The organism is Streptomyces sp. NPDC048002 (assembly GCF_040653275.1).
Classification (GTDB): Bacteria; Actinomycetota; Actinomycetes; order Streptomycetales; family Streptomycetaceae; genus Streptomyces.
In genome coordinates, this window is record NZ_JBEZNL010000033.1 from 66,865 (window position 1) to 89,869 (window position 23,005).

At 69.2% G+C, this 23,005-nt stretch carries 29 protein-coding genes; 25 read left to right on the forward strand and 4 right to left on the reverse strand.

Annotation, left to right across the window (positions count from 1 at the left end):
• The first annotated feature begins 150 nt into the window (after positions 1-150).
• The 9 genes from AB0E07_RS30245 (at position 151) to AB0E07_RS30285 (ending at position 7,265) form a co-directional block, all read left to right on the forward strand.
• Complete coding sequence (locus AB0E07_RS30245) at positions 151-462, forward strand: type VII secretion target (RefSeq protein WP_362259189.1); 312 nt, start codon at positions 151-153, stop codon at positions 460-462.
• Entirely contained in the window at positions 459-1,751 is a 1,293-nt protein-coding gene (locus tag AB0E07_RS30250) for a putative T7SS-secreted protein (RefSeq protein WP_362259192.1), read from the forward strand. The genes AB0E07_RS30245 and AB0E07_RS30250 overlap by 4 nt, the downstream gene beginning before the upstream one ends.
• 1 nt (position 1,752) lies before the next feature.
• Positions 1,753-2,451, forward strand: a complete 699-nt coding sequence (locus AB0E07_RS30255; RefSeq protein WP_362259194.1) for a hypothetical protein — start codon at positions 1,753-1,755, stop codon at positions 2,449-2,451.
• 47 nt (positions 2,452-2,498) lie between these two features.
• The gene (locus AB0E07_RS30260) at positions 2,499-3,023 is read left to right on the forward strand and encodes a hypothetical protein (protein WP_362259197.1); all 525 of its coding nucleotides are present in this window, start codon (positions 2,499-2,501) and stop codon (positions 3,021-3,023) included.
• A 16-nt stretch (positions 3,024-3,039) separates the two neighbouring features.
• The gene (locus AB0E07_RS30265) at positions 3,040-3,435 is read left to right on the forward strand and encodes a hypothetical protein (RefSeq protein WP_362259200.1); all 396 of its coding nucleotides are present in this window, start codon (positions 3,040-3,042) and stop codon (positions 3,433-3,435) included.
• Between the two features lie 786 nt (positions 3,436-4,221).
• Complete coding sequence (locus AB0E07_RS30270; protein ID WP_362259203.1) at positions 4,222-4,548, forward strand: hypothetical protein; 327 nt, start codon at positions 4,222-4,224, stop codon at positions 4,546-4,548.
• Positions 4,549-4,551: 3 nt separating this feature from the next.
• Entirely contained in the window at positions 4,552-5,976 is a 1,425-nt protein-coding gene (locus tag AB0E07_RS30275) for a hypothetical protein (RefSeq protein WP_362259206.1), read from the forward strand.
• A 12-nt stretch (positions 5,977-5,988) separates the two neighbouring features.
• Positions 5,989-6,642, forward strand: coding sequence for a hypothetical protein (locus tag AB0E07_RS30280; RefSeq protein WP_362259209.1), 654 nt, complete (start codon positions 5,989-5,991; stop codon positions 6,640-6,642).
• A gap of 392 nt (positions 6,643-7,034) precedes the next feature.
• The gene (locus AB0E07_RS30285; protein WP_362259211.1) at positions 7,035-7,265 is read left to right on the forward strand and encodes a hypothetical protein; all 231 of its coding nucleotides are present in this window, start codon (positions 7,035-7,037) and stop codon (positions 7,263-7,265) included.
• A gap of 30 nt (positions 7,266-7,295) precedes the next feature.
• Here AB0E07_RS30285 and AB0E07_RS30290 read toward each other — a convergent pair whose 3' ends face one another.
• The 3 genes from AB0E07_RS30290 to AB0E07_RS30300 form a co-directional block, all read right to left on the reverse strand.
• The gene (locus AB0E07_RS30290) at positions 7,296-8,381 is read right to left on the reverse strand and encodes a hypothetical protein (protein WP_362259214.1); all 1,086 of its coding nucleotides are present in this window, start codon (positions 8,379-8,381) and stop codon (positions 7,296-7,298) included.
• A complete protein-coding gene (locus AB0E07_RS30295) occupies positions 8,372-9,043 on the reverse strand; it encodes a hypothetical protein (protein WP_362259217.1) in 672 nt (223 codons plus the stop codon). The genes AB0E07_RS30290 and AB0E07_RS30295 overlap by 10 nt, the downstream gene beginning before the upstream one ends.
• Before the next feature lie 199 nt (positions 9,044-9,242).
• Positions 9,243-10,133, reverse strand: a complete 891-nt coding sequence (locus AB0E07_RS30300) for a hypothetical protein (RefSeq protein ID WP_362259220.1) — start codon at positions 10,131-10,133, stop codon at positions 9,243-9,245.
• A gap of 431 nt (positions 10,134-10,564) precedes the next feature.
• On the opposite strand from AB0E07_RS30300, the gene AB0E07_RS30305 reads away from it, so the two are divergent.
• Genes AB0E07_RS30305 through AB0E07_RS30370 form a run of 14 tightly spaced genes read left to right on the forward strand, consistent with a single transcriptional unit; the run spans position 10,565 to position 21,441 of the window.
• Positions 10,565-11,311, forward strand: a complete 747-nt coding sequence (locus AB0E07_RS30305; protein WP_362259223.1) for a hypothetical protein — start codon at positions 10,565-10,567, stop codon at positions 11,309-11,311.
• A gap of 17 nt (positions 11,312-11,328) precedes the next feature.
• Positions 11,329-12,162, forward strand: coding sequence for a hypothetical protein (locus AB0E07_RS30310; RefSeq protein ID WP_362259226.1), 834 nt, complete (start codon positions 11,329-11,331; stop codon positions 12,160-12,162).
• On the forward strand, positions 12,159-13,466 hold the full coding sequence (locus AB0E07_RS30315) for an ATPase, T2SS/T4P/T4SS family (protein ID WP_362259229.1): 1,308 nt from the start codon (positions 12,159-12,161) through the stop codon (positions 13,464-13,466). Before AB0E07_RS30310 ends, AB0E07_RS30315 begins: the two co-directional genes overlap by 4 nt.
• A gap of 7 nt (positions 13,467-13,473) precedes the next feature.
• On the forward strand, positions 13,474-14,475 hold the full coding sequence (locus tag AB0E07_RS30320; protein ID WP_362259232.1) for a type II secretion system F family protein: 1,002 nt from the start codon (positions 13,474-13,476) through the stop codon (positions 14,473-14,475).
• Positions 14,472-15,398: a type II secretion system F family protein gene (locus tag AB0E07_RS30325; protein ID WP_362259235.1), complete on the forward strand. Its 927-nt coding sequence runs from the start codon at positions 14,472-14,474 to the stop codon at positions 15,396-15,398. Before AB0E07_RS30320 ends, AB0E07_RS30325 begins: the two co-directional genes overlap by 4 nt.
• Positions 15,399-15,430: 32 nt before the next feature.
• A complete protein-coding gene (locus AB0E07_RS30330) occupies positions 15,431-15,682 on the forward strand; it encodes a hypothetical protein (protein WP_351932161.1) in 252 nt (83 codons plus the stop codon).
• A 35-nt stretch (positions 15,683-15,717) separates the two neighbouring features.
• Complete coding sequence (locus AB0E07_RS30335) at positions 15,718-16,167, forward strand: TadE family protein (protein WP_362259239.1); 450 nt, start codon at positions 15,718-15,720, stop codon at positions 16,165-16,167.
• Complete coding sequence (locus AB0E07_RS30340) at positions 16,167-16,586, forward strand: TadE/TadG family type IV pilus assembly protein (protein WP_362259242.1); 420 nt, start codon at positions 16,167-16,169, stop codon at positions 16,584-16,586. Before AB0E07_RS30335 ends, AB0E07_RS30340 begins: the two co-directional genes overlap by 1 nt.
• Positions 16,583-17,089, forward strand: coding sequence for a pilus assembly protein TadG-related protein (locus AB0E07_RS30345; protein WP_362259245.1), 507 nt, complete (start codon positions 16,583-16,585; stop codon positions 17,087-17,089). Before AB0E07_RS30340 ends, AB0E07_RS30345 begins: the two co-directional genes overlap by 4 nt.
• 22 nt (positions 17,090-17,111) lie before the next feature.
• Complete coding sequence (locus AB0E07_RS30350; RefSeq protein WP_362259248.1) at positions 17,112-17,423, forward strand: hypothetical protein; 312 nt, start codon at positions 17,112-17,114, stop codon at positions 17,421-17,423.
• Positions 17,420-18,847, forward strand: coding sequence for a hypothetical protein (locus tag AB0E07_RS30355; protein WP_362259251.1), 1,428 nt, complete (start codon positions 17,420-17,422; stop codon positions 18,845-18,847). The genes AB0E07_RS30350 and AB0E07_RS30355 overlap by 4 nt, the downstream gene beginning before the upstream one ends.
• Complete coding sequence (locus AB0E07_RS30360; protein ID WP_362259254.1) at positions 18,844-20,241, forward strand: hypothetical protein; 1,398 nt, start codon at positions 18,844-18,846, stop codon at positions 20,239-20,241. Before AB0E07_RS30355 ends, AB0E07_RS30360 begins: the two co-directional genes overlap by 4 nt.
• Positions 20,238-20,834, forward strand: a complete 597-nt coding sequence (locus tag AB0E07_RS30365) for a hypothetical protein (RefSeq protein WP_362259256.1) — start codon at positions 20,238-20,240, stop codon at positions 20,832-20,834. Before AB0E07_RS30360 ends, AB0E07_RS30365 begins: the two co-directional genes overlap by 4 nt.
• 7 nt (positions 20,835-20,841) lie before the next feature.
• The gene (locus AB0E07_RS30370) at positions 20,842-21,441 is read left to right on the forward strand and encodes a hypothetical protein (RefSeq protein ID WP_362259259.1); all 600 of its coding nucleotides are present in this window, start codon (positions 20,842-20,844) and stop codon (positions 21,439-21,441) included.
• Positions 21,442-21,471: 30 nt separating this feature from the next.
• Here the strand turns inward: AB0E07_RS30370 and AB0E07_RS30375 are convergent, their stop codons facing one another.
• Positions 21,472-21,813, reverse strand: a complete 342-nt coding sequence (locus tag AB0E07_RS30375) for a hypothetical protein (RefSeq protein ID WP_362259262.1) — start codon at positions 21,811-21,813, stop codon at positions 21,472-21,474.
• Positions 21,814-21,885: 72 nt separating this feature from the next.
• Here AB0E07_RS30375 and AB0E07_RS30380 point away from each other — a divergent pair, with 72 nt between their 5' ends.
• Positions 21,886-22,533, forward strand: a complete 648-nt coding sequence (locus AB0E07_RS30380) for a hypothetical protein (protein ID WP_362259264.1) — start codon at positions 21,886-21,888, stop codon at positions 22,531-22,533.
• A 70-nt stretch (positions 22,534-22,603) separates the two neighbouring features.
• Entirely contained in the window at positions 22,604-22,873 is a 270-nt protein-coding gene (locus tag AB0E07_RS30385) for a hypothetical protein (RefSeq protein ID WP_362259267.1), read from the forward strand.
• The last annotated feature ends 132 nt before the right edge of the window (positions 22,874-23,005 follow it).

Genomic DNA, 23,005 nt, shown 5'->3' on the forward strand with positions numbered 1-23,005 from the left:
CTTGTCGGCGCTCGTCGGCGCGGAACCGCGTTGGGTCGAGAGCCTAGCTGGCGCTGTATGCCATGAGGAGTGACGGAGTCCGCACAGTGCGGGCTCTCCTCGGAGGCCACCGGTGAAGGCCGCCGAGCAAGTCAGAGAGAGGGATGGCCCGTGGGGGACCACATAAAGGCGGATCTCGCCGCCATCAAGCAGTGTTCGCGCGATCTCACCAAGATTCACGGTGAGTTCGAGCGCAACGGCAATCCTGCGGACGAGTACGGCCCGGCGGTGGGGCACGGTGGTCTCAAGGACGCGTTCGAGGATTTCGGCGACACCTGGAAGAAGACCAGGAAGAAGCTGATGGAGGAACTGGAGGCACTCGCCGAGTACACCAAGACCGCGGCGAAGGCCTACGACGAGATCGACCAGGAACTGGCGAAGGCCATCCGGGAAGCCAAGGCGCAGAGCAAGGGGAAGAAGTGAGCAGGATCGACTCCGACTGGCCGCCGCTGTGGGACGGCGACCCGACCCCCGGCGACCCGGACGAAGTGGCCGAACTCGGCCGCAAATTGCGCAAGATGGCCGAGATGATCGACGAGCAGTCCCGGGTCATCAAGGCCCTGGCCTCGGTCGAGGGCTGGGACAGCGAGGCCGGGAAGGGCTTCCACGAGATAGCCGACGGCACCGGCGACAAACTGAAGAAATCCTTCGAGCGCTACGACGAGGCCGCCAAGGCGGTCGGCGAGAGCGTGCAGGAAGGCACCTCCGACCAGTTCGCCGGAGAGATGCGCCGCGCACAGCGCAAAGCGGACCGGGCGCTCGCCGACTACCGGGAGACCAAGTCGGACTTCGACCTCGCCGACGCCGAGGTCAAGAAGTTCACCGACAAACACCCCCTCGGCGACATTCCCGCCGCCGAGAAGGAGGAGTACGACCGCTGGGTCAAGAAGCGAGCCGAGGCCATGCGGGGCATGGGTGACGCCCGCAGGGCGGTGAAGGACGCGCGGGACATCTACGACGACGCGGGCGACAAGGCGGCCCGGCACATCCGGAACGTCGTTCACCACGACGCGGTCCGCGACCCCGGCGGCTTCATGAACTGGCTCGCGGACTGGGCGGACCTCTTCTCGAACATCTCCGCCGTACTGTCCGTGCTGGCGGTGATCTGCGCCTTCGTCCCGCCGCTCCAGTTCCTGGCACCGATCTTCGCCGCCCTCGCCGTGATCTCCAGCGCGGCGGCCCTCGCCGGCCACGCGTACGACATGACGGCACGAGGCGGGAAGGTCGACTGGATGAAGCTGGGCACCGACGTGCTCGGCGTACTGCCCGGCCTCGGTGCGCTGAAGGGCCTGACGGCACTCAAGGGCCTCAAAGGGGTCTCGGGCCTGTCCAAGCTCAGGATCGGCGGCATGGGCGCGCTGCGCGGCGTGGGCGACAACTTCATGAACGGCGTCGCGGTCAAGCTCACCAACAAGGTGCTCGGCATGACGGGCCGCGCCGCGATCGAGGGCCGGAAGATCACCGGCGTGATCAAGGGCGCCGGTCTCGGCAGCGCCCTGCACCGGATCCTCACCGGGGAGAACGGCGAACGTACCGGGTACCAGGAGCCCCCGAACACGAGCGGGCCCGTACCCACGCCCACCCCCGGCCCCAGGCCGACGCCCGCCCCGACGCCGGCCCCGGCGACGGTCCCGGGCCCCACCCCGACGGTTGTTCCCCGGCCTGCACCGACGGTCACACCGGCGGCGTTCAACGCGGCACTGGCGGCCTGACATGGAACTTTCCACGGATACAACGGCCACCACGGTCACGGACCCCGCTGACGCCCTCGGAAGCCGCCAGTTGGGAGGCGACGGCATCGATGTGCGCTGGATCATGCCCGAGGGCTTCCTGGAACTGCCCTTCGAGGCGGACGACCTCGACGAACTCGCCCTGAAACTCATCGACTTCGCCAAGCAGTCACTGCCCGGCGACTACGAGGAGGCACAGCACGAGTACGCCGCGATGTGCGCGGCGCACTACGACGAGTTCATCGAGGCGGGCGTGCAGTACGTCGGCTTCGTCACCACGGAGGTCGACGGAGTCCGCTGCACGGCCACGGTGAACGTCAGCCTCGTCGACCTCGACGAGCGGGCCGGCGCCAACCCGGTGGGCTTCCTCGCGACGACGGTGCGGCACCTGGAGCTGGGCCAGGTCAGCGAGGCGCAGTTGCCGTGCGGGCCGGCGGTGACGTGCGTAGGCAACCGGTCCAGCAGCGTCGACGGCAACCTGACGGGGTCCGGGCGGGCCGAGCCGATGTGGACGTCGTTCATCCAGGTCCAGATCCCCCTGACCAACGGCACGGTCCTGGTGCTGGAGATGGGTACGCCGACGGTGGAGGGCTGGGAGGTCTTCTCCGCGATGTTCGCCGGCATCGTCAAGAGCGTGCGCTTCTTCGACGGGAACGGGGCGATGGTGGTGATGCCGGGGTGAACGGGGGGATGGAACCGTCGGATGACGCTCCGCCTCGGGACTACCGGATGCTGGTTCCGCGGGAGTGGTTCCGCATCGACCTCACCCAGGACCGCTGGCGCGCACAGCTCAAGACCTGCGTGGACCGCGGGACGGTGGGCCGCGGAGTCTCCGCGGAGGTCACCCGGCACGTCTGGACCACCCTGCGCAACACGGCGGAGGCGGGCCGGGCGCGGGGCGCCATGGAGTTCTTCCTCCTGGCGGCCCCGGCCACCCGGGACGGCATGCCGCCGGCCTCGCTCCTGGTGTCCCTCACCCCGCTGGGCGACACCCCGGCGGACCCGTCCGCGTACGCGGCCTGGCTGGAACTGAGGGAGCCGGAGGAAGGCCCGCGACGGGAGGTGTCGGTCGTCGACCTGCCGGCGGGCCGAGCGGTACGGGTCCGCGGCGCGACCTCCCTGGACCTCCACATCCACATGCCGTCCGACTCCGGCTACCTGACCCTCGCGTTCGCGTCCCCGCTGCTGGGGATGACGGGGGCGATGGAGAGGCTGTGCGATGCGATAGGGGGGTCGGTGGGGTGGGTTCAGTGAACCACCGAGTCACGGCTTGAGCGGAGCACCCCGGACAGCGGCGGACCGGCGCGGGAGGCGCACCCGGCACCCCGTCGTGCTGGCGACCGGTATCCCACGCTACGTACTCGCCGTGATCGCGGGGCCGTACGTCCTCGCGGCTGATGCACGGCCCGCCTACGAGATCCCTCTCCGGCTGGTCCACGGGGCGCTCCTCGTCGCGCTGCTTCGGAGGCTGGGGGCGAAGGAGTCCAGTTCGTACGCCGCGCTGTTCGTTGTGATCGTGTCAGCGATATCGGTACACGTCGCGAGTACGGCTCGCGACGACCTGACTCTGCAACGGCGCGGTGAGAAGGTCACCGTCACGGTGGTCAGGGAGTGGCGGGATCCAGCCGAGGGACGGAAAGCCCGCGACTACAACTACGAGTTGTAGCACCAGGACGGCGCCGAGGTGCCCGGGCCCGCGCTGAGGACCCGGAGGGACCTGTACGACGTGGGCACGCGGGTGACCGTGATCGAGGACCCGGTGGGCGAACTGCGCCCCGGGACGCCGGGACAGGTGGATGCCACCGGTGAGGTGCTCGGTTCCGCGGCGCTCGCCGCGGCCGCACTCGGTTCTGTCGCCTGGATGGCCTGGCGCGGGTCGGATGCCGCGAACCGTCGGGACGGGCGCAAGGGTTCTGGGATCGCCCGGAGGTCGTACAAGGCGGCTACGGGCGACCACTCCACGCGAGAGGAACCGGAGGAGAAATTGCGCGAGGCATTGCGCGCGTCACCTCCGGCCCGGCGCGGGTGCGTCAACTCGGCTCCCGAGGAGTACCTCGATCTGACGCGGGGGCGAGCGGCTCGGATTGCCTGGAGATGGGCCTGAATGCTGAGGCGCTGAGGAACCGGGGATCGTGGCCCTGCAAGGAGACGGCGATCGAGTAAGTACCGCTCGACTGAGCCGTGCCAGTGCGGGGTGCTCGGTGGGGTGAGGTTTGCGGGTGATGCGGTTTGCTGGCCGAGACCTTTCGGTTCGGGCGGCCGACTTCGGCAGGTGGTCGGTGCCTGCCTTGTCCCGCCCCTACACTGCTGCCTCAAGAGTGGACGAACACCACTGTCGGCTAACGCAAGTTGATGCCGACCGCCCGGTGACTTCCGTTCTGCGAACAGTGAGCCATGAGAGTTGACTCCGCGCTGTCCGGCCGGGTCGACGCCACGACTCTGCGGGGGCGGCATGTCCGGCGAAGGTGACCGCACGCGAGCTGATCTCGATGCCATCAGGGAGATGGGCAACGGGCTCGGAAGAGTGAAGAAGGCGTTCGACGGGCTGGAGAAGCTCGGAGGGAAATACGGGGACGACTTCGGGCACGGCGACCTGGCCGACAAGTTCGAGGACTTCGCGGGAAGCTGGGAGATCAACCGCGGGAAGCTCGCGGAGGAGGTCGAGGCGCTGGCGAAGATCGCGAAGACGGCGGCGAAGGTGTACGACGACGTCGATCGTGAACTGGCCGAGGCGATCGAGACCGCCGGTGAGCCCAAGCCGGCGAAAAAGGGGAAGTAGCGAGTGTCTCCTCGACCACGGGACTGGCACCCGCTGGCTGACAGGGATCCGATCCCTGGTGACCCTGACGAGGTCGCAGCGCTCGGGCGCAAGCTGCGGAAGACCGCGGAGGAACTGGAACGGCAGATCGCCAACCTCAAGGCGGTCGCCGAAGTCGACTCCTGGGACAGCAAAGCCGGCAAGGAGTTCCGGGAGAAGGCGACGGGGAGCGTCAAGAAGCTCAAGGCGGCGCTGACTCGCTACGACTCCGCGGCGGACGCACTCGGCGACGAGGTGACCGAGGTCGGGGGTGGCTACCAGGACAAGTCCCAAGCCAAACCGACCAACTACGCGACCGACCTGAACCGCGCACAACAGATCGCCGACGCGGCCCTCCGGGACGCCAAGGACGCGGACGAGCGCAAGGGCACGGCACAGCGGAGCCTGGACGGCCTCTCTGACAGGGGCAAGGACAAGGCAGACAGAAAGAAACTAGAGGAGCAACGCGACTCAGCGGGCGACGAACTGAACGCCGCCCACCAGAAGATCACCCGGGCCGTGGAGATTCGCAACGAGGCAGCGAATCGGGCGAGTGCGGTGTTTGAGAATCTCGCCAAACTCAATGACTCTTTGAAGGATGACTTCTGGGACCAGTTTGATGGCTGGGTCGACTCGATCGGGTCGTGGGCGGAAGAGTATGCGACCTATCTTGGTGTTGCCGCACTCGCGGTTGGCTGGGTTCCGATTATTGGGCAGGCGCTGGCGGGTGGCCTTGGCGCACTGGCGACGATCGCAACGCTTATCAGTTCCGTTGCTACGTTAATCCAAGTGATCAGAGGCGACAAGGGGCTGAAAGATCTGGCCTTCACCGTCCTTGGGATTGTCACGATGGGTGTGGGCAAGGCGTTCGCCAAGGTCGCCGGACGGTATGCGAAAGAGGCCCTTCGCGCCATGAACAGGGCAGATCTAGCACGGACGTCGAAGCAGGTCAATCGTGCCGACAAGAAGCTGAACGTGGTTCTCGGTCGCAAGGCAGAGGGTGACGCCTCTCTCGTTAAGCGTACGAAATTGAGAGTGATGGAATTTAAGCCGGAGTCAGGGGAAGGGTGGAAGTCCATGAAGGAAGTTTTCACGGAGCCCTTCTCTAAGTCCGTGGCCGACAACATGAAGATCCTTGTCCCCGGTCAGGGGAACTATCGTGCCATGTGGGAAAAGATCGTGATCCGCGGTGACGGCAACGCGGCTTTGGGATTGGGTCGTTCGGTCTCCGGAGTGGACCCGGGTATCGCCTCAGATCTTAAGGACCTCAAGTTCGCAGCTCGGAGGCTGGATGATTACGGGCAGATCAACGAGCTTTCAACCAGGGCCACCGTTGCGTCCGTCCTCGGCACCGGGCTGACGTCTTTCGGGATGGGGCTAGACGGTAATCTCAATCCGTTGTTGGGCTGAGAGGGGAACGCGATGGCCAGTCACGGCGCTGGAGAGAATGACGTCGACTACGAATACCGATTTGACCTGCCGTCGGGCTGGTTCGATCTGACCTTGGAGCACTGTCACTATTCGGATGCGGTCATCCTGGCGGGATCGGTCATGAAGGGATTCAATCTGCTTGAACTCGATGTAAGTAGGCGCGACTTGCTGCGTGACCTGACGGACCGGGCCCTCATCTTGAACTCTGATGCGCCCATCTTCGCGGCCGCGTGCTATGCGCCGAACGGAAATGGTCTGGCCAACCTCAAGGTAGATACTTACGGTGAGGAGGGGGTCCCCCGCCCTGCACCCGAAGAAGTTGTGCCTATGCTGCTTAAATGGTCGAACAGGGAGGTCGCGAGTGAACCGGATATCAAGTACTTGGATCTTGCGGCGGGGCCCGCTGTTCGCGTACAGGTCATGCTGAAAGCCAAGCGCAGGCTGGGGTTCGGTCGGCAGTTGAGCGAGTGTGTCGACTATGCGGTATTCCCTCCGGGAGTAAATCACCTGGTGGTGGTCAATACTCGGTGGCGCAGCATGGAGCGCACGGACGAACTGTCGCGCTGCACGGACGAGTTCGTTGCCGCGATGAGGCGTGTGCCGGTGGATATCAACGGCGATGAAGTCGCCTCGCCCAATGAGTGAGGTCGATGCGCGTGAGAACGGCGGATGATTTTTCCCAACCCCCTTTTGATTACAGCCTCATCGTCCCTGACGCTTGGTTCCAGATCTCGCTTCATCCCAGCGAGCGAGACAGGTGCATTTCCGCCCTTGGTGAACTTCAATTCCGAGGAGTGGACAATGCTCCGCACCTGAAGCAGCAGTTGATGACTGACCTTCAGAAGAGGGCGAGGGCCGCGTATGGGGTTGGCGGCGTGGAGCTTTACCTGTCCCTCCTCACGGCTGGTCCAGTCCCGTTGGCGTCGTCCCTTCTGATCTCCGTCCCGGGCGCGGGCGAGTTCCCTCCTTGCTCGGACGTGACTGATCTGGCAGCACACATCGCTGCCCAACGGGCGGCCGCTCGGTTCGAAGTGGGGATGGTCGAGATCGAGATGGCGGGCAAGGCGGTGCGTCAACGCCGCCGCGACGACCCCCACCCGGAGAATCAGATGGGCAACACCATGCCGACCACGACAGTCACGTACTACGTGCCGATCCCGGCAACCACACGTTGGCTCATGCTGAACTTCTCGACTCCGTTGGATCCACTGGCCGACCAGATGGTGCGTCTGTTCGACACGGTCGCTGGGACGCTGCACTGGACGTGACAGCCAGGTTCAGCGCAGCGTCCCGCGTCGTTACCGGTTCACGGACTGGATTTCCTGGACGGTGACTGCCTGGTCGGCGCCGAAGGTGCCGTTCGGGAGGTCGCCGCCTGCTCCGCCTGTGCCGGCCCAGGTGATCTCCCAGGTGATGGTGGCCTGGAGGTCAAATGTGCCGTCGCCCGACGAACGCAGGTACTTCAGCCCGCACGGCGGTGACTCGTCGGCCTTGCCCTTTGCGTAGGGCTCGCCGATGGAGTTGTCGGCGTTGATGACGCACTCGCCGGACGCGGGGTAGGTCTCGGCGTCCGCCGTACCGGGTTCCAGTCTCAGGGAGACCGGTTTTGCCGTTGTCGTGGCCTGGAGGTTGAAGCCGGGGGCGTTGATCGCTGCCGTGGCCTGGACCTCGTCGAAGACCGCTTCGTCGAGCCACGCCCACGTGGGCAGGTTCACCTTGGTTATGCCGTCGGGGGCGAGCGTCACCTCGGTGTCCGGTAGTTCCATCGCCTGGTAGGCGAGCGCGGCGAGTATCTCCGGGGTGATCGCTTGCTCGTACTGCGCGGGCGGGGCCTGACCGTTGTCGACCCAGAACGGCAGGTCGTTGCACGAGTTCCGCTTCAGGATGTCCGGCTCGTTCGGGTTCTGCACGGCCGCCCAGAACATGCCCTCGCCGTCGTTCTCGACGTTGTAGTCCTTGTAGCCCGGGGTGTCGGTCCAGCCGTACTCGTCCTCGTAGTGCCGCTGCAACTCGCTCAGCGCGGCGCCCGCGTGGCCGCCCATGCCGGGTGCGCTCATCTGGCCCTCGATGTCCTTGGACATCTTCTCCTTGAAGTCCTTGGCTCCGAGGTAGGGGGCGTACCAGCACGGCGGAGGCGTCCAGTTGACGTCGGCGGACGTCACGTTCCCCCGGCTGCCACCCTGGGCGACGGAGCCGGAGTACTCGATCCGGGCACCGGCGTAGATGTTGGTGCCGTCACTGCCGCCTGACTGCTCCGTGTCGGATCCTGGGCCGAAACCAACGCCCGTCCCTGCGTGGGCGGACTCCGAGTGGACGAGGGTGCTGAGAGCCAGCGTCAGGGCTGCGACGGATACGAGAGTGCCACGATGTCCCCTCACTGGCACTTCGCCGCCTTGGTCTCGACGAACACCTTGGACGCCCGCCACAGGTCCGTCCCCGTGGGGTTCTTGACCATGATGATCTTGAAGTAGCCGAAGTCATTGATGCTGGGGTCGGTCTTGAGGACCTTCCCCGACTTGACCTCCTTGCCATAGAACTTGGTGTCGTCCGCGCAGAACGCCACTTCCACCGACGTGCCGTTCGCCGCGGACCGGGTGGTGACGTCGTAGTGGCGTCGGGTGCCGGTGACCGTCCAGCCGCCGTCGATGTAGGCGTTGATCTGCGTGTTCGCGTACTTCAGGCCGCCGTCGACGGCGTAGGTCACCACGCCTGCGTCCTTGGTCGTGCCCTTGTCCACGCCCCGGAACATGGCCCGGAAGAAGTTCGCCGTATCGGCCATGGCCGCCGCTTCGTTCTTGTTCTTCGGCTCGTCCCAGTCGAAGACCAGGTTGACGTCGGCCGGCAGCGACACATCCACCCCGTCCGGCTTGTCCTCGGCCGGCGCTCCCGATGGGGACGTCGATTCCTTCGGGGTCGGGGACCCCGACTCCGCTCCGGTGATCTTGTCGTTGTCGCCGGACTTGTCGTCCTCGCTGCCGCAGGCCGACAGCAGTAGGGCTGCGGCGGCTACGAGCGCGGTGGCGGCGGGCAAAGTGCGGCGCTTCACAGTGGTCTCCCCGTGAGACAGAAGTTCAGTCAGGACAACAGACGCTATAGGTGGGGTTCTTGGTTTCGCCACCGCGAACGCTGGTCACCCCCGCCCGCAAACCCACCGCAAGACGAGAATCGGCCGACGGGGGCCACGACACGGGAACACCGGACCGCGGGCCAGCATCTGACGGCGGTTGGTATCGCGAAGCGGAGGACTACTCCTTGGGCTCCAGCAGCGCCCGCAGCGCCGGTGACAGTTCCGGCACCGGCGCCCCCGCCGCCTGGGCCGCGGTCAGCGTGCGGACGTACGCCTCGGCCTGCTCGCGCAGCGCCTGCTTCCTGCTGCCCTGACGGCGGCCCGCCAGCCAGACGGCGATCGCGAGCGGTACGAGGACGAGGAGCCCGTAGGCGGCGGGGACCTCCTCGCCCCAGGCCCAGCCCGCGCCGACCAGACCCACGAGGAGGAGCAGACAACCGGTCTCGTCGTGCCAGCCGCCCGTGTCCGCCATCTCCTCGTACTGGGTGACCGCCGCCGGCTTCGGGGGCACACCGGCTGAGTGAGCGGTCGAGGCGGGGACTTGGTGAGGGTCGCCCGCGAAGGGCGGCACGCTCGGGTACTGCGGTATCGGCGCCCAGCCCTTCCCGCGCCCGTCCGCCGTCCGGCCCTCCAGCCATACCGGGACATGCGTCAGCGGCAGGCCGTGCGCGCGGGCCACGCCCAGGACCTCGCGGTAGCCGGTCAGGGCCGGGTGAGTCAGCTCACGCCTCCAGCGGACGCAGAGCGCGATGAGCGCGCTCACCCCCAACACCACCAGGACACCCGACGCGACCAGCGCCGGCCTCACGCCGTTTTCGGGCATCGCCGTCGTGGTGAACGGAAGGACCACACCCGCCGTGAGCGTCAGACCGCCGGTCCACGCCAACCAGCCGCGCTGCGTCGCGCCCATCGCCCGCCGCCGCTCCGTGAGGAGGGCGCCGACGGTCTCGTCGTTCGTGTAGTCCACCCCGTGCCGGGCGCCGATGGCGCGGGCGGCCTCCAGGACGCGGGGATCCGTCGCCAGCGTCGCGCCGTTCACGGGGAGGAGGTTCGTCGTCGTATCTGCCATGACGGTCAGCCCGTAGCCCTTCGTCCTTCTCGTCCTTCGTCGGCGATCGAGGATCTTGGCACGGCCGCCCCTCGCGCTCGTGAGTGAAAGGTGCAGGCTTCATGGTTGACGCGTGAGGAACGCTTCCGCCGAGATCCGGAATCACTTCGCTTCCGCACAGGAACCCGCTGCTCAGAGCCGTGTGCACAAGGGGCTTACCTGGGGCTTCCGTTGCGGGTGAGTAACAGTACGGCCCCCACTCCGCACGGGGCCAGACGTGCCTTGAGGGGTGTATGGGCGGCTGATACGGTGCGATGGCTTGACACTCACCCCAGCTGCTGACTATCCGCGCAGGACGCGACGATGCAGCACGAAGACGGTGAAGTGTCCGGAATTGCACGGAGTTTGGCAGTCTTGGCAGACATCATCTTGGCTGTACGGGGAGCGGTTGCGTGAAGATCCAAGAGCGTACGGGGGCGGGCGCGGGACGTGCCGCGGCACCGGCTCAGCCGTCGGTCGGCGACCGGCTTCCCACCCCTCCTCGCGAGCGCAAACCCGCGCTGGCCGCACTGGCGGTGCTGCTCATCCTGGTCGGCGCCCTCGGCGCGACCATGCTCGTGCTCCAGGCCGGTGACCGGGTCGAGGTCGTCCGGGTGACGAGTGACATCCAGGCCGGCGAATCGGTCGGCGAGAACGTCGAGTCGGTGCTGGTCGCCGAGGACACCAGCATCAACTACGTCGAGTGGAGCAAGCTGAAGACCCTTCAGGGGCTCAAGGCCAAGTCCACCATCTACAAGGGGACCGTCGTCATCGGCGAGATGTTCGCCGACCAGGTGGGGGTCACCGAGGGCAAGGCCACCGTCGGACTCTCCCTGAAGGCGGGCCAGTTCCCGGCCGGGCTGAAGGCCGGCGACGTCGTCGCCGCCTACCAGGTCGGGTCCCGCAGCGGCTCCAACTCCAACTCCAACTCCGACGCGGACGCGGACACCGGCAGCGGCGGAGCCGCGGCGGGCGGCGGCAACAACCTCATCGTCGACGAGGCCACCGTCACCTCGGTGCCCGGCGGCGACGGCGACGAACTGGTCGGCAGCTCCAACCTCGCCGTCACCGTCACCGTCGACGCCGACCGGGCCGCCCCGCTGGCCCTGGCCGCCTCCAACGGCGAAGTGGCGATCGTGCTCGTCCCCGGCAGCAACTAGAAGGCGGCACCCACCCCATGGCGCTCATCGCTCTCGCCGCCGACAAGGGTTCCCCCGGCGTCACCACCGCGGCCGTCGCCCTCTCGGCGGTCTGGCCCCGCCGTGTCCTGCTCGCCGAGACGGACCCGGCCGGCGGCGACCTCGTCTACCGCAGTGCCGCCGCGCACGGCGGACCGCTCAACCCGAACACCGGCATGCTCTCCATAGCCGCGACCGCTCGCCGCGGCCTCGTACCGGACCAACTCTGGGACCATGTACAGCCGTTGAGCGGAGGACTCGAAGTCCTCGTCGGTCTCGGCACGTCCGAGCAGGCCGCCGGTCTCGCCGGGCTGTGGCCGACGCTCGGCCACGCCTTCTCCTCGCTCGCCGACTCCCCGCAGTCCCCGGCCGACGTCATCGCCGACTGCGGCCGTATCAGCGGCGACACCCCGGTCGTCGACCTGTTCCCGCACGCCGCCCTGGTGCTGCTCATCAGCCGTACCGAGCCGGAGGCCATCGCCCGGGTCCGGGACCGGGCCGCCGCCCTCGCCACCAAGCTGCACGGCGGCCCGCGCGGCGCCGCGAGCCTGGCCACCCCGCTGATCGGTGTCGTCCTGATCGCCGAACCGGGCGCCGCCCCGAAGCTCGCCGGCCAGGTCAACGACATGCTGGTGCACGCCCAGACCGGTGCCCGCGTCGTCGGCACCATCGCCGACGACCCAACCGGCGCCGACCAGCTGGCCGGCCGCAAGCGCGGGCGCCTCGACAAGTCGCTGCTGATCCGCTCGGCCCGCAAGGTCGCGGCCGACGTCTACCAGCAGTACGGCGCCGCGTGGGCGAACCAGACCCAGATGAACGGCCAGTCGCGGTGAGCGCTGTCGACCACCAACTGGTCAAGCGGTTCCGGCAGGAGGCCGGCGACCGTATCTCCGAGCAGCGCCGCCTGGACCAGGTCAGCGGCGTCACCCCGATGTCCAGCGAGGACGAGCGGCAGTACGCCCGCGCCGTCATCGCGCAGATATTGGAGGAGTACGCCCGCACCGAGATCAACGCCGGGCGCACCCCGCTGGACGCGGAGACCGAGGAGCAGTACGCGGCCGCCGTGCACGCCGCGCTGTTCGGCGTGGGGCGGCTCCAGCCGCTGCTGGACAACGCCGACGTCGAGAACATCGACATCAACGGCTGCGACCAGGTCTTCGTCGGCTACAGCGACGGACGCGAGGAGAAGGGCGACCCCGTCGCGGAGACCGACGAGGAGCTCATCGAGCTGATCCAGGTCCTCGGCGCGTACTCGGGTCTGTCCTCCCGGCCCTTCGACTCCGCCAACCCGCAGCTCGACCTGCGGCTGCCCGACGGCTCCCGGCTCTCGGCCGTGATGGACGTCGCCCGGCGGCCCGCCCTGTCCATCCGCCGCGCGCGCATGGGCAAGGTCTTCATCTCCGACCTCGTCGGCAACGGCACGCTGACCCCCGAGGTCGGCCACTTCCTCGCCTGCGCGGTCCGCGCCCGCAAGAACGTCATGATCGCGGGCGCCACCAACGCCGGAAAGACCACGCTGCTCAGGGCGCTCGCCAACGAGATCCCGGGCCACGAGCGGCTCATCACCGTCGAACGCGCCCTGGAGCTGGGCCTCGACACCTTCCCCGAACTCCACCCTAACGTCGTGGCGTTCGAGGAGCGGCTGCCCAACTCCGAGGGCCAGGGCTCCATCACCATGGCCGAGCTGGTGCGCCGCTCGCTGCGTATGAACCCCTCCCGCGTCATCGTCGGTGAGGTGCTCGGCGACGAGATCGTGACCATGCTGAACGCGATGTCGCAGGGCAACGACGGCTCGCTGTCCACGATCCACGCCAACAGCTCCAGCGAGGTCTTCAACCGTATTTCCACCTACGCGCTCCAGGCGACCGAGCGGCTGCCCATCGAGGCCAGCCAGATGCTCATCGCGGGCGCGGTCAACTTCGTCGTCTTCATCCAGCGGCGCAACAACTTCCAGAGCGGCGGCCGCCTCCAGCGCATGGTGACCTCCGTCCGTGAGGTCAACGGCGTCGACGGCCGCGTCCTGTCCAGCGAGGTGTTCGCGGAGACGCCCGACGGCCGGGTCGTGCCGCACGCGCCGCTCGCCTGCCTCGACGACCTGATGGCGTACGGCTACCGGCCCGCCGGAACATGGGGGTGAGCACACGATGACCGGAGAACTCGGTTCTCTCGGCGGTCTGTTCTCCACGACCGTCCTGTACGCGCTCGCCTGCGGCCTCGCCGTCGGCGGCGGCCTCGCGCTGCTCCTGCTGGCCGTACGCGGACTGCCCGCCAAGCCCGAGCACGAGAAGCAGAAGGCCGCCGAGCGGGCGAACGAACTGATCCGGTTCGCCGGCCGGCGCGGTTCGCTGGCCGCGCTGGTGGGCCTCGCCGTACTGCTGCTCACCCGCTGGGCGGTGCTCGGCATCGCGGCCGGAATCCTCGTCTTCTTCTGGGACCGGCTCTTCGGCGGAGCCGCCGAGGAGCGGGCCGCCATGAAGCGCGTGGAGGCGCTCGCCTCCTGGACGGAGTCGCTGCGCGACACCATCGCTGGCGCGGTCGGCCTGGAGCAGGCGATCCCCGCCTCCGCGCGGGCCGCCGCCCCCGTGCTGCGCCCGCACCTGGACGCCCTGGTCGACCGGCTGCGCTCGCGCACCCCGCTGCCCGACGCGCTCCAGCAGCTCGCCGACGAGATCGACGACGCGTCCGCCGACATCATCGTCGCGGCGCTCATGCTCAACGCCCGGCTGCGCGGCCCCGGTCTGCGCCAAGTGCTCGGCGCGCTCGCCAAGTCGGCCCGCGAGGAGGTCGACATGCGCCAGCGCGTGATGGCCCAACGGGCCGCCACCCGGCGCTCGGTGCAGATCGTCGTCGCGGTGTCGGTGGCTTTCGTCCTCGGACTGTCCATCTTCAACCGGGAGTTCGTCGAACCGTACGGCGACCCGGTCGGGCAGCTCGTCCTCGCCTGCGTCTGTGGCCTGTTCGCGCTCGGCTTCCTGTGGCTGCGCAAGCTGTCCACCATCGAGACGCCCGAACGCTTCCTGGTCCGCGACGCGTCGTCGGTCCAGTTCGTACGCCCGCGGACGCCGGCTGCCGCGGGCGCTCCCACGGGACCGCCCGGAGCGCCGCAGACCCTGCCGTTCGGGCCTGAGGAGGGGACCCGCCGATGAGCGAAGTGACCATGCCCATCGTCGTCGGCGCGATCCTCGGCCTCGGCGTCTACGCCCTGGTCCGCGCCCTGATGCCGACCAAGCGCAGCGCCGTCGCGCAGGTCGCGCGGATCGACGCGATGCGGGCCCGCGGAGCGGCGTACGAGTCCGTCCGCACCGCCAAGGACGACGACGGCCGCTTCTCCTCGGTCCGCTCCGAAGTGGGCCGCCGAGTCGCGGAGTTCTACCTCCAGCAGGGCTGGGAGCAGCGCTCGCTGCGGGCCGATCTGGCCGTGCTGGAACGCAGTTGGGAGAAGTTCCTGGCGACCAAGGCACTGCTGGCGGTGGCGGGCCTGTTCTTCGGCCCGTTCCTGTTCGCGGTGGTCTGGACGCTCGGCTTCGGCAGCAGCCCGATCATCCCGGTCTGGCTGGCCCTGCTCTGCGCGGCGCTGTTCTTCTTCCTGCCCGACGCGGAGGTACGGCGGGACGCGGCGGAGAAGCGCCGCGACCTGCGCCGCGTGATCGGCGCCTACCTCGACCTGGTGTCGATGAGCCTGGCCGGCGGACGCGGTCTGCCCGAGGCGCTGATGGCGGCGGCGGAGATCTCGGACGGCTGGGCCAACCAGCGGATCCGCAACGCCCTCGCCGACGCCCGGATCACCGGCATCAGCCAGTGGCAGGCGCTGGGCACGCTCGGCGAGGAGCTGGGTGTGGAGGAGCTGAAGGACCTCTCCGCCTCCCTGGCCCTGGTCGCCGACGACGGCGCCAAGGTCCGGGACTCCCTCGCCTCCCGCGCCGAGACCATGCGCCACCGCGAACTCGCCGAGATCGAGGGCAGCGCGGGCGAGAAGTCCCAGTCGATGCTCGTCGCGCAGCTGCTGCTGTGCGCGGGATTCCTGGTGTTCCTGATCTATCCGGCCGCTATGCGTGTGTTCCAGGTCTGACGCCGACCAACCCTCTGAAAGGACAACTGATCATGACCGAAAGGAACTTCCGCACCGGGATCCCCGCGGTGGACTTCCTCGTCACCTTCCTCCAGAGCCGGGTGCAGCGCGCCCGCTCCGGCGAACTCGACCGCGGAGCCTCGGCGGTGGAGTGGGTCATCATCTCCGCGGTCGTCGTGGCGATCGTCGGTGTGGTCGCCGCGATCATCAACCGCGCCCTGGAGACCGGCGCGGAGAACGTGGAGGACTGCATCGAGGGCGCCAGCGCGGCCGGCACCTGCTGAGTCTCGGGTCCAGGGGGTACGGGGTGCGGCGACGCATGCGCAGATGGGTACGGAGCAGGTGGGCGGCCGTCCGGGACGAGACCGCCGCCCGCGGTGACTCCGGGATGACCGCGATCGAGTTCGTGCTGCTCACCCCCGTCCTGTTCTTCATGATCTTCGCGACGGTGCAGTTCGCGCTGTACTTCTTCGCCGACCACGTCGCCCAGGCCGCCGCCCAGGCCGGTGCCCGCAAGGCACGGTCCACGGCGGACGCCCAGCCGGGCGCCTGGCGCGGGGAGGCCCGTACGGTCGTCGACAGCTACATCGAGCAGCTGGGACCGACGCTGGTGCTGTCGCCGAACGTGACGATGCTCCAGCCGGAGCAGAACACGGTCGGCGTGGAGATCACCGCGCGGGTGCCGTCGGTCTTCCCGGGACTGGACCTCACCGTGCACGCGCAGTCGGCGGGCCCGGTGGAGCGGTTCGTGCCGGAGGGGGAGAACTGATGGGCCGCGCGCACCCCGCGGGGGACGACCGGGGCCTGTCCACCATCGAGGTGGTGATCCTCGCCCCGGTGATGATGCTGTTCATCCTGGTACTGGTCGCCTTCGGGCAACTCGTCGACGGACGGGGCGCGTTGGACGGCGCCGCCCGGGACGCGGCCCGCGCGGGCTCGATCCAGAAGGACCGCGGTACGGCGATGGCCGAGGCGCGCAAGGCGGCGGCCGCGAACCTGGCGGACGTCTGCACGGGCCCGGTGACCGTGACGCAGACCAGCGCGGGCTTCGACCCGGAGGTGGACCCGATGTTCTCGGTACAGGTCAGCTGTGAGGTCCGCGGGCTGGCCATGCTCGGCCTGGACATCGACCCCACCATGGACGCGACCTTCAGCTCACCGCTGGACCCCTTCCGGAGGTCGGCATGAGGACGAGGCCGGTGGCGGTGCGGGAACTCGCGCGCGACGACCGGGGGTCCGGCTGCCTGGCGTGGCTGGAAGTCCGGCGGTCGCGGACGGACGACCGGGGGTCCGGCGCCGGCGCGGTGATCATCTTCGCGCTGGTGTTCCTCTCCCTCGCGGCGTTCGTCATCGACGGCGGCATGTCCATCTCCAAGCGGGAACGGGCCGCCGACATCGCGGAACAGGCGGCCCGGTACGCCGCCCAGGACATCGACCGCGAGGCCCTCTACGACGACGTCGGCGGCCCCGCGCCCATCAACTTCCAGAACTGCGACGCCCGGGTCAAGGAGTTCGCCGCCGAGATGGACATGACCGGCGCCGACATCGCCGCGACGCACTGCACGGTGGCGACCGTCGACCAGGTCCAGGTAGAGGTCCAGCTGACCTACGCCCCTGTCTTCACCGGCCTGTTCTACGGCGGCGACGTGATCGTCCGCGGCGAGGCGGTGGCGGAGAACGAGGTGGGCTGAGTGACGTTCCCGGAGGAGTTCCATGGGTGATCAGGAAGCGGACATAGCGCGGATCAAGGAGTGCGCCAGGGCACTGCAACGGATCCGCGACACCTTCGCCGACCGGGCCAACCCGGCCGAAGGGTACGGGGTGGACGAGATCGGCTCGCAGCGGATCCTCGACGCCTTCGACGAGTTCGGCGGCAACTGGAAGATCCACCGCAGGAAACTCGGCGAGGAGCTGGAGAAGCTCCGGACGATCACCGCGACCGCGGCGGAATCGTACGAGACCCTCGACCACGAACTCGCCGAAGCGCTCCGGCGATCCGACCGGGAAGGGGAGCGGGCCAAGTGACCACCCGTCCCGCCGCTCACCGCTGGGCCGTCCTCGACGAGTCCTCCGATCCCGTCCCGGGCGATCCGCAGGAGGTGGCCCGGCTCGGCCGCCAACTGCGCCGGACCGCCGAGGCCATCGAGAAGGAGGCCCGCGAGATCAAGGAGCTGGCCTCCGTCGAGAACTGGAAGGGCAAGACCGCCACCGAGTTCCGCACCGCCGCGGAGGGAGCGGGCGACAAGCTGCGCCGGGCGTTCAAGCGGTACGACGAGGCCGCCGACGCCCTCGGGACACAGGTGCGCGAGGGCGTGTGCAGCAACGAGTACGCGTCCGAGCTGCACCGTGCCCAGCAGATGGCCGACCAGGCGCTGCGCGACGCGGAACAGGCCGAGGAGGACCGCGGCACGGCCCAGCGGTCGTTGGACGGCCAACCCGACGACGTCCCCGAGGACGACCCGGACACCAGGAAGTACAACCGGCAGAAGGAACAGGCCGCCTCCTCCCTGTCGGCCGCCAAGGACGCCCTGGCCGCTGCCAAGGGCATCCGGGACCGGGCCGCGAAGCTGGCGGCGGACTCCATCCACGACGTCATCGAGGGCGACGGCCTGAAGGACGGCTGGAAGGACAAGTTCGACAACTGGGTCCACGAGAATTCCGGCTGGCTGTCGGAGATCTCCAAATGGGCGGGCCGGATCGCGCTCTGGGCGGGGGTGGCGGCCCTCGCCCTGGGCTGGATCCCGGTCATCGGACAGGCCATCGCGGTGGTCGCCAACGCCATCGCCCTCACGGCCGGCATCGTCGCGCTCGCCGTGGACCTGGTCCTGGCGATCGGTGGGGAGGGCAGCTGGAAGTCGGTCTTCCTGGACGCCGTCGGCGTGGCGACCTTCGGTCTCGGGCGGGCGGCCATGGCGGGCGCCAAGGGCGCGGCGGCCGGCGCGAAGGCGCTGGCGCGCAGCAACCTGTACCGGCAGGCCGTGGCGGCCGGCGCCAAGACGAACAAGGCATGGCGGATCGCCAACCGCGCGGTTCCGGGGGCGGCGCGCGGCAGGGCCGCGTCCCAGGCGATGTCGGGTGCGCCCAAGGGCAAGCTCTTCACCTGGAACAACTTCAAGGAGGGGTTCAGTCCGGTCGCCCTGTACCGGGATACCGTGGACGGCGTGCAGTCGATCGCCAACGCGTTCTCCAAGCAGGGCTGGCGGGACGGCCTGCGGAACGTGACGGCCCCGCGCTCCGCGGCGACTCTCGACCCCGACCTGGCCAGGGCGGCCGGTGAGCTCGACGCCCTCCCCGCCGCGGCGCGGGCGACGCCTGAGGTCAGCCGGGCGGTCAGCAACTTCGGGGGCCAGACCCAGGTCTTCACCGGAGCCACGGCCACGGGAGTCGTGGCCGGCTCCGAGGGCGCGTACGGCGCCGTCACCTCGACGTACGACCGGATCACCGGATGACGCCGGGGCGAGGGGCGGCACCGGAGCCGGGGACGGCGCCGGATCGCCGGAGGGCCCCGTCGACTCCGGAGCCCGCGCTCCGGCCGCACGGCTCCCGCGGACCCGGAGTCGAGCTGTGCCACACCTCACGGCTCTTCCTCGACGGCGGCGACCTCGTCCTGCGCACCCGCACCCGCACCGTCCGTCACCCGGTGGGCCCCGACGGGATCACCCGCGCCGTCTTCGTCGACGCCGCCGGTGAGGACATGGAGCGGGTGGGGCCGACGATTCCCGGTTCCTGGGGCCGGCTCCAGTTCCAGGACAGCCGGGGCGCCCTGGTCGGCACCCTCGACCTGGAGGACTGGCTGCCCGAGTCGCCGGCCCTGCCGAAGCGGTGGGTCCACGGCGAGGAACTCCTGCGCCGTACGGGCGTCACCGATCTGCTGAAGGCGGCGGCGATCCCGGTCCACCGCGTCCGGCGCGGAGACGACCCCGAGGTGGCCCGCCGCCGAAGGGGCCGGGGCGGGCGCGGACAGCTCGGTCCGGGCAGCGATTTCCCGTTCTGGTACTGGGGTACGCGGGCCGCCGCCGGAGCGGTCTGGTTCGCCGCCTTCACGGTGCTCGTCCTGTCCGGTTCCGAGGCCCCCTGGCTCGTACTGACGGCGGCCGTCGCCGCGTTCGTCGGCCCGGTCGCCCGTCTGGCCCTGCGGGTCTGGACCCGGCTGCGGCTGCGACGCTGCCGTCCCGTGGTCCGCGCGCACGTCGAACCGGCCCCCGCGGCCGGTCTGGGAGCAACCGTGAGGTTCCTCCGGGACACCGGGATACGGGTCCAGGACAACGACCTCGTCCTGCGCTACACGGGCGGACAGGAGTGCTGGCTGCCGCTGTCCGGGCCGCACGCCCTGACCTCCCTGGTCCTGGTGCGGGACCGGAAGGGCACCTGCCGCGGCGCCGAGATCCGCGGCCCCGGCGAGCAGGTGCGGGCGGTACTGCCCTGGGACGTCTGGTTCGGCGGGACGGGAGGCGATCAGGGCTGGGCCCGGCTGCGGACCGCCACGGGGCTGACCGTGTCCGAGCGACGCACGAGCGGGACGGTCCCTTGGCCCAAGGAGCCGGTGCTGGGGGCGCGGCCCCTGCCCGAATCCGGTCGGCAGGCCCGTCGGGCATCCCGCTTCCCCTCGACGATCGCGGGGCTCTCCTCGACCGCCGTCATGGCCGTGGGCTCTTTCTTCTCCCTCTCCCTCGGGGTGCGCGGCCACGACGCGCACCCCGCCGCGGCCACGGTCGCGATCGTCCTGGGCGCCGTCGGAGCCGTTCTCCAGGCCGCGCCGTACGTGGTCCACCAGCTCCGCGGCCGCTTCGTCCTCGACCGGCCCGCCCCCGCCGACCGGCCCACCGTGGAGGAGCGCGTATGACCGCACCGCAGGAGACCGGGACCCCCGGCGACTACCGCCTGCTGCTTCCCGAGGGCTGGTTCCGCATCCTCCTCGACCCCGAGCGGTGGGACGGCGCGGTCGACGCACTGGTGGAGCGCCAGTTCCGGGGCATCGACAACGCGCCGCACCTGAAGGAGGAGTTCCGCCAGGACCTGAGGCGCCGTGCCGCCAAGGCACACCGCAGTGGCGGCATCGAGCTCTACCTCAGCCTCCAGCAGGTGGGCCCGTTCACCATCCCGGCCTCGCTGCTGGTCACCCTCGCTCCGCTCCGCCACCCCGAACCGCTGCCACCGAGGACCCTGGCGGAGGTACTGGCCGCGGACGGCGAGGGAACGGTCAGCGTCGAGGAACTGCCGTCCGGGCCGGCCGTACGGGTCCGCCGACCGGCCCGGCAGCGGGACCCGGAGACCGAGGGACGCCCGCACGACTCCGTGACCGTCGAGTACCACGTACCCGTCCCCGGCGCGGCGGCGTTCCTGCTGCTCACCTTCTCCACACCGCTGGAGCCGATCGCGGACGCGATGGCGGAGCTCTTCGACGCCGTCGCCTCCTCACTGATGTGGACGGAGTGACCCCGCAATGACGGACGAGACGGACGACCTGGCGGACCTCGGCCTGGAGTGCTCGGAGGACTGGGTGCCGTTCCCGGTCCCGGGTAGCGTCGACCTCGACTACTGGGCGAAGTACCAGGCGCGGGAACTCGTGGAACGGTACGCCCGGGACGGCGAGCGGGGGGACGCCCGGCTGCTCAGGCGCGACCTGCGGCGCGCGGTCGCCGAGTGCCACCGGCGCGACCCCCTCGCCGCTTTCGGCCTGTACCTCAGCGGACACCCCACCATGGCGGCGGTCCTCGAACTCGACGCGGTCCACCCCGACGCCACGTACCCCGAGGTCACGCTCTCCCTGCTGGCCGAGCACATGTCGATACGGGACCTCGGCGAGCCGGACGTCCGCGAGCTGCGCCTGCCGATCGGCGACGCCGTGCGCGTCCGGCAGAACTACGCCGAGGAGAGGAAGCGGCTTCTCGGCGGCCGCCTCGTGGTGCACTCCCTGTACTACGCGGTCCGGCCGGACCACCTGAAGGCCGCGATCACGATGACGGTGTCGTGGACGGAACCGGTCCTGGACGAGCCGCTGGAGAAGATGGCCGACGACATCGCGCGGACGCTGACGGTGTGAGGGGACGGGCCCGGGGAGGACCAGCGGCGGCTACGTGCCGCCCTTGTCCTTCCCCGGACGGGTGTCCTTGACCTTCATCGCGTCGTTGACCTGCTTGGCCAGCTCGTCGTCGAGCTTCTTGAACTCGCGTACCACCGCGTCGGACATGTCGCTGAGGGCGTCGAGCTGCTGGCCGATGTCCTCGCGTCCGTCCTCCCAGTTGGACTCGAAGTCCTCCAGGGCCTTGTTCACGGTCCCGTCGCCGATGTCGTCCTCGTACTTCTGGAACATCTTCTTCGTGTGGTTCATCCGGGTCTTGATCGACCTGAGCCGCCGTCCGAAGTCCTCAAGCTCCGTCAGCGGCAGTGAGAGGTCGCTCTTGCCGTTGCCCATGTGTCCGTCCCCCGACCGTTGCTCGTAGGCTGATCGGCACGGTACATCGCACGAAGGGGGAAGGTCGACGTCATGGCCCGCTACATGGAGGCGCTCACGATCGAGCGCGGCGGTTTCCGGATCAAGGTCCCGGAGTCGTGGTGGGAGTTCGACGTCCGCCCCGAGTCCCGCGACGACTCGATCCGCCGGATGGTGAACGAGCGCGTCGAGTCCAACCCGGAACTGGCCAAGTACCGCGACACGTACACGGAGTTCCTCCGCAAGGCCGCCGCCGACGCCTGGAAGTCGGGCGCCCTGTACTGCGGTTGCATGGCGGACAGCTTCGGCGGCGACACCCCGATCACCGGCTCCGTCACGGTCTCCCTGGTCGGCGGCACCACCCGCTCGGGGGAGCCGCTCTCGACGGACCCGGCGGTCATGGCGGGCACGCTGGCCGTCAAGGAGGCCCGGAAGGCGGGCGACTCCTGGCGGAAGGTGACCACGGTCGACATCCCGGGCGTGGGCCCGGCGGCCCGGACGTACGGCATCGAGGACATCGTCGTCCCCGACGACGCGCTCAAGCGGACGATCCGAGCGGTCCTGATGCAGACGTTCATCCCGGTACCGGGCCAGGAGGGCAAGATCGCCCTGGTCGCGGGCAGCAGCCAGGTTCTGGACCTGGCGGACTCCTTCTTCGACATCTTCGACGCGATCACGTCGACGTTCCGGTTCGCGGAGTAGTCCGATCTCCGAGAAGGGGCTCGCGTACGAGGTCTTCGCGCCGTTGTGGGGTGTCCTTGAGCTGGGCGCGGTGGCTGCCTCGGGAGGGCGGCCGCTGGGGGACGTGTCGCTCGCGGCCTTTGTGCGCGCCCGCCGGGGTGAGCTGGACGCCATCCTGGAATCGGTCCGCTTCGTAGGGGACTTCTCCGCCGACACCATGTCCGTCTTCGAGCGGCAGGGCGGGTGGGACGAGGGCCGGGCGGTCACGCCCGAGTACCTGACGATGTACTCGGGATGCATCGAGAGTTACCCACCCGACACCAGAGACTCAAGGCGTACGCCCGTGCTCTGGAGGAGCTGATCGACCCGTACCGGCGAGTGGGGTACTGAGCCTGACCTCGCCTCGAACTGGCGTGCCTTGTATGTTCACTTGTGCATACGGGTGTTGTTGAGGTGCGCGTGACGGGGGTTGCGGTATGGCGGGGCATCGGCC

What these genes read in the sequence shown, in the direction of transcription:
- AB0E07_RS30255 (WP_362259194.1), top strand. Translation starts at nt 1,753, where the DNA reads ATGGAACTTTCCACGGATACAACGGCCACCACGGTCACGGACCCCGCT.
- AB0E07_RS30260 (WP_362259197.1), top strand. Translation starts at nt 2,499, where the DNA reads ATGCTGGTTCCGCGGGAGTGGTTCCGCATCGACCTCACCCAGGACCGC.
- AB0E07_RS30270 (WP_362259203.1), top strand. Translation starts at nt 4,222, where the DNA reads ATGTCCGGCGAAGGTGACCGCACGCGAGCTGATCTCGATGCCATCAGG.
- AB0E07_RS30280 (WP_362259209.1), top strand. Translation starts at nt 5,989, where the DNA reads ATGGCCAGTCACGGCGCTGGAGAGAATGACGTCGACTACGAATACCGA.
- AB0E07_RS30285 (WP_362259211.1), top strand. Translation starts at nt 7,035, where the DNA reads ATGGTCGAGATCGAGATGGCGGGCAAGGCGGTGCGTCAACGCCGCCGC.
- AB0E07_RS30300 (WP_362259220.1), bottom strand. Translation starts at nt 10,133, where the DNA reads ATGGCAGATACGACGACGAACCTCCTCCCCGTGAACGGCGCGACGCTG.
- AB0E07_RS30310 (WP_362259226.1), top strand. Translation starts at nt 11,329, where the DNA reads ATGGCGCTCATCGCTCTCGCCGCCGACAAGGGTTCCCCCGGCGTCACC.
- AB0E07_RS30320 (WP_362259232.1), top strand. Translation starts at nt 13,474, where the DNA reads ATGACCGGAGAACTCGGTTCTCTCGGCGGTCTGTTCTCCACGACCGTC.
- AB0E07_RS30325 (WP_362259235.1), top strand. Translation starts at nt 14,472, where the DNA reads ATGAGCGAAGTGACCATGCCCATCGTCGTCGGCGCGATCCTCGGCCTC.
- AB0E07_RS30330 (WP_351932161.1), top strand. Translation starts at nt 15,431, where the DNA reads ATGACCGAAAGGAACTTCCGCACCGGGATCCCCGCGGTGGACTTCCTC.
- AB0E07_RS30335 (WP_362259239.1), top strand. Translation starts at nt 15,718, where the DNA reads ATGCGCAGATGGGTACGGAGCAGGTGGGCGGCCGTCCGGGACGAGACC.
- AB0E07_RS30340 (WP_362259242.1), top strand. Translation starts at nt 16,167, where the DNA reads ATGGGCCGCGCGCACCCCGCGGGGGACGACCGGGGCCTGTCCACCATC.
- AB0E07_RS30345 (WP_362259245.1), top strand. Translation starts at nt 16,583, where the DNA reads ATGAGGACGAGGCCGGTGGCGGTGCGGGAACTCGCGCGCGACGACCGG.
- AB0E07_RS30350 (WP_362259248.1), top strand. Translation starts at nt 17,112, where the DNA reads ATGGGTGATCAGGAAGCGGACATAGCGCGGATCAAGGAGTGCGCCAGG.
- AB0E07_RS30360 (WP_362259254.1), top strand. Translation starts at nt 18,844, where the DNA reads ATGACGCCGGGGCGAGGGGCGGCACCGGAGCCGGGGACGGCGCCGGAT.
- AB0E07_RS30365 (WP_362259256.1), top strand. Translation starts at nt 20,238, where the DNA reads ATGACCGCACCGCAGGAGACCGGGACCCCCGGCGACTACCGCCTGCTG.
- AB0E07_RS30370 (WP_362259259.1), top strand. Translation starts at nt 20,842, where the DNA reads ATGACGGACGAGACGGACGACCTGGCGGACCTCGGCCTGGAGTGCTCG.
- AB0E07_RS30375 (WP_362259262.1), bottom strand. Translation starts at nt 21,813, where the DNA reads ATGGGCAACGGCAAGAGCGACCTCTCACTGCCGCTGACGGAGCTTGAG.
- AB0E07_RS30380 (WP_362259264.1), top strand. Translation starts at nt 21,886, where the DNA reads ATGGCCCGCTACATGGAGGCGCTCACGATCGAGCGCGGCGGTTTCCGG.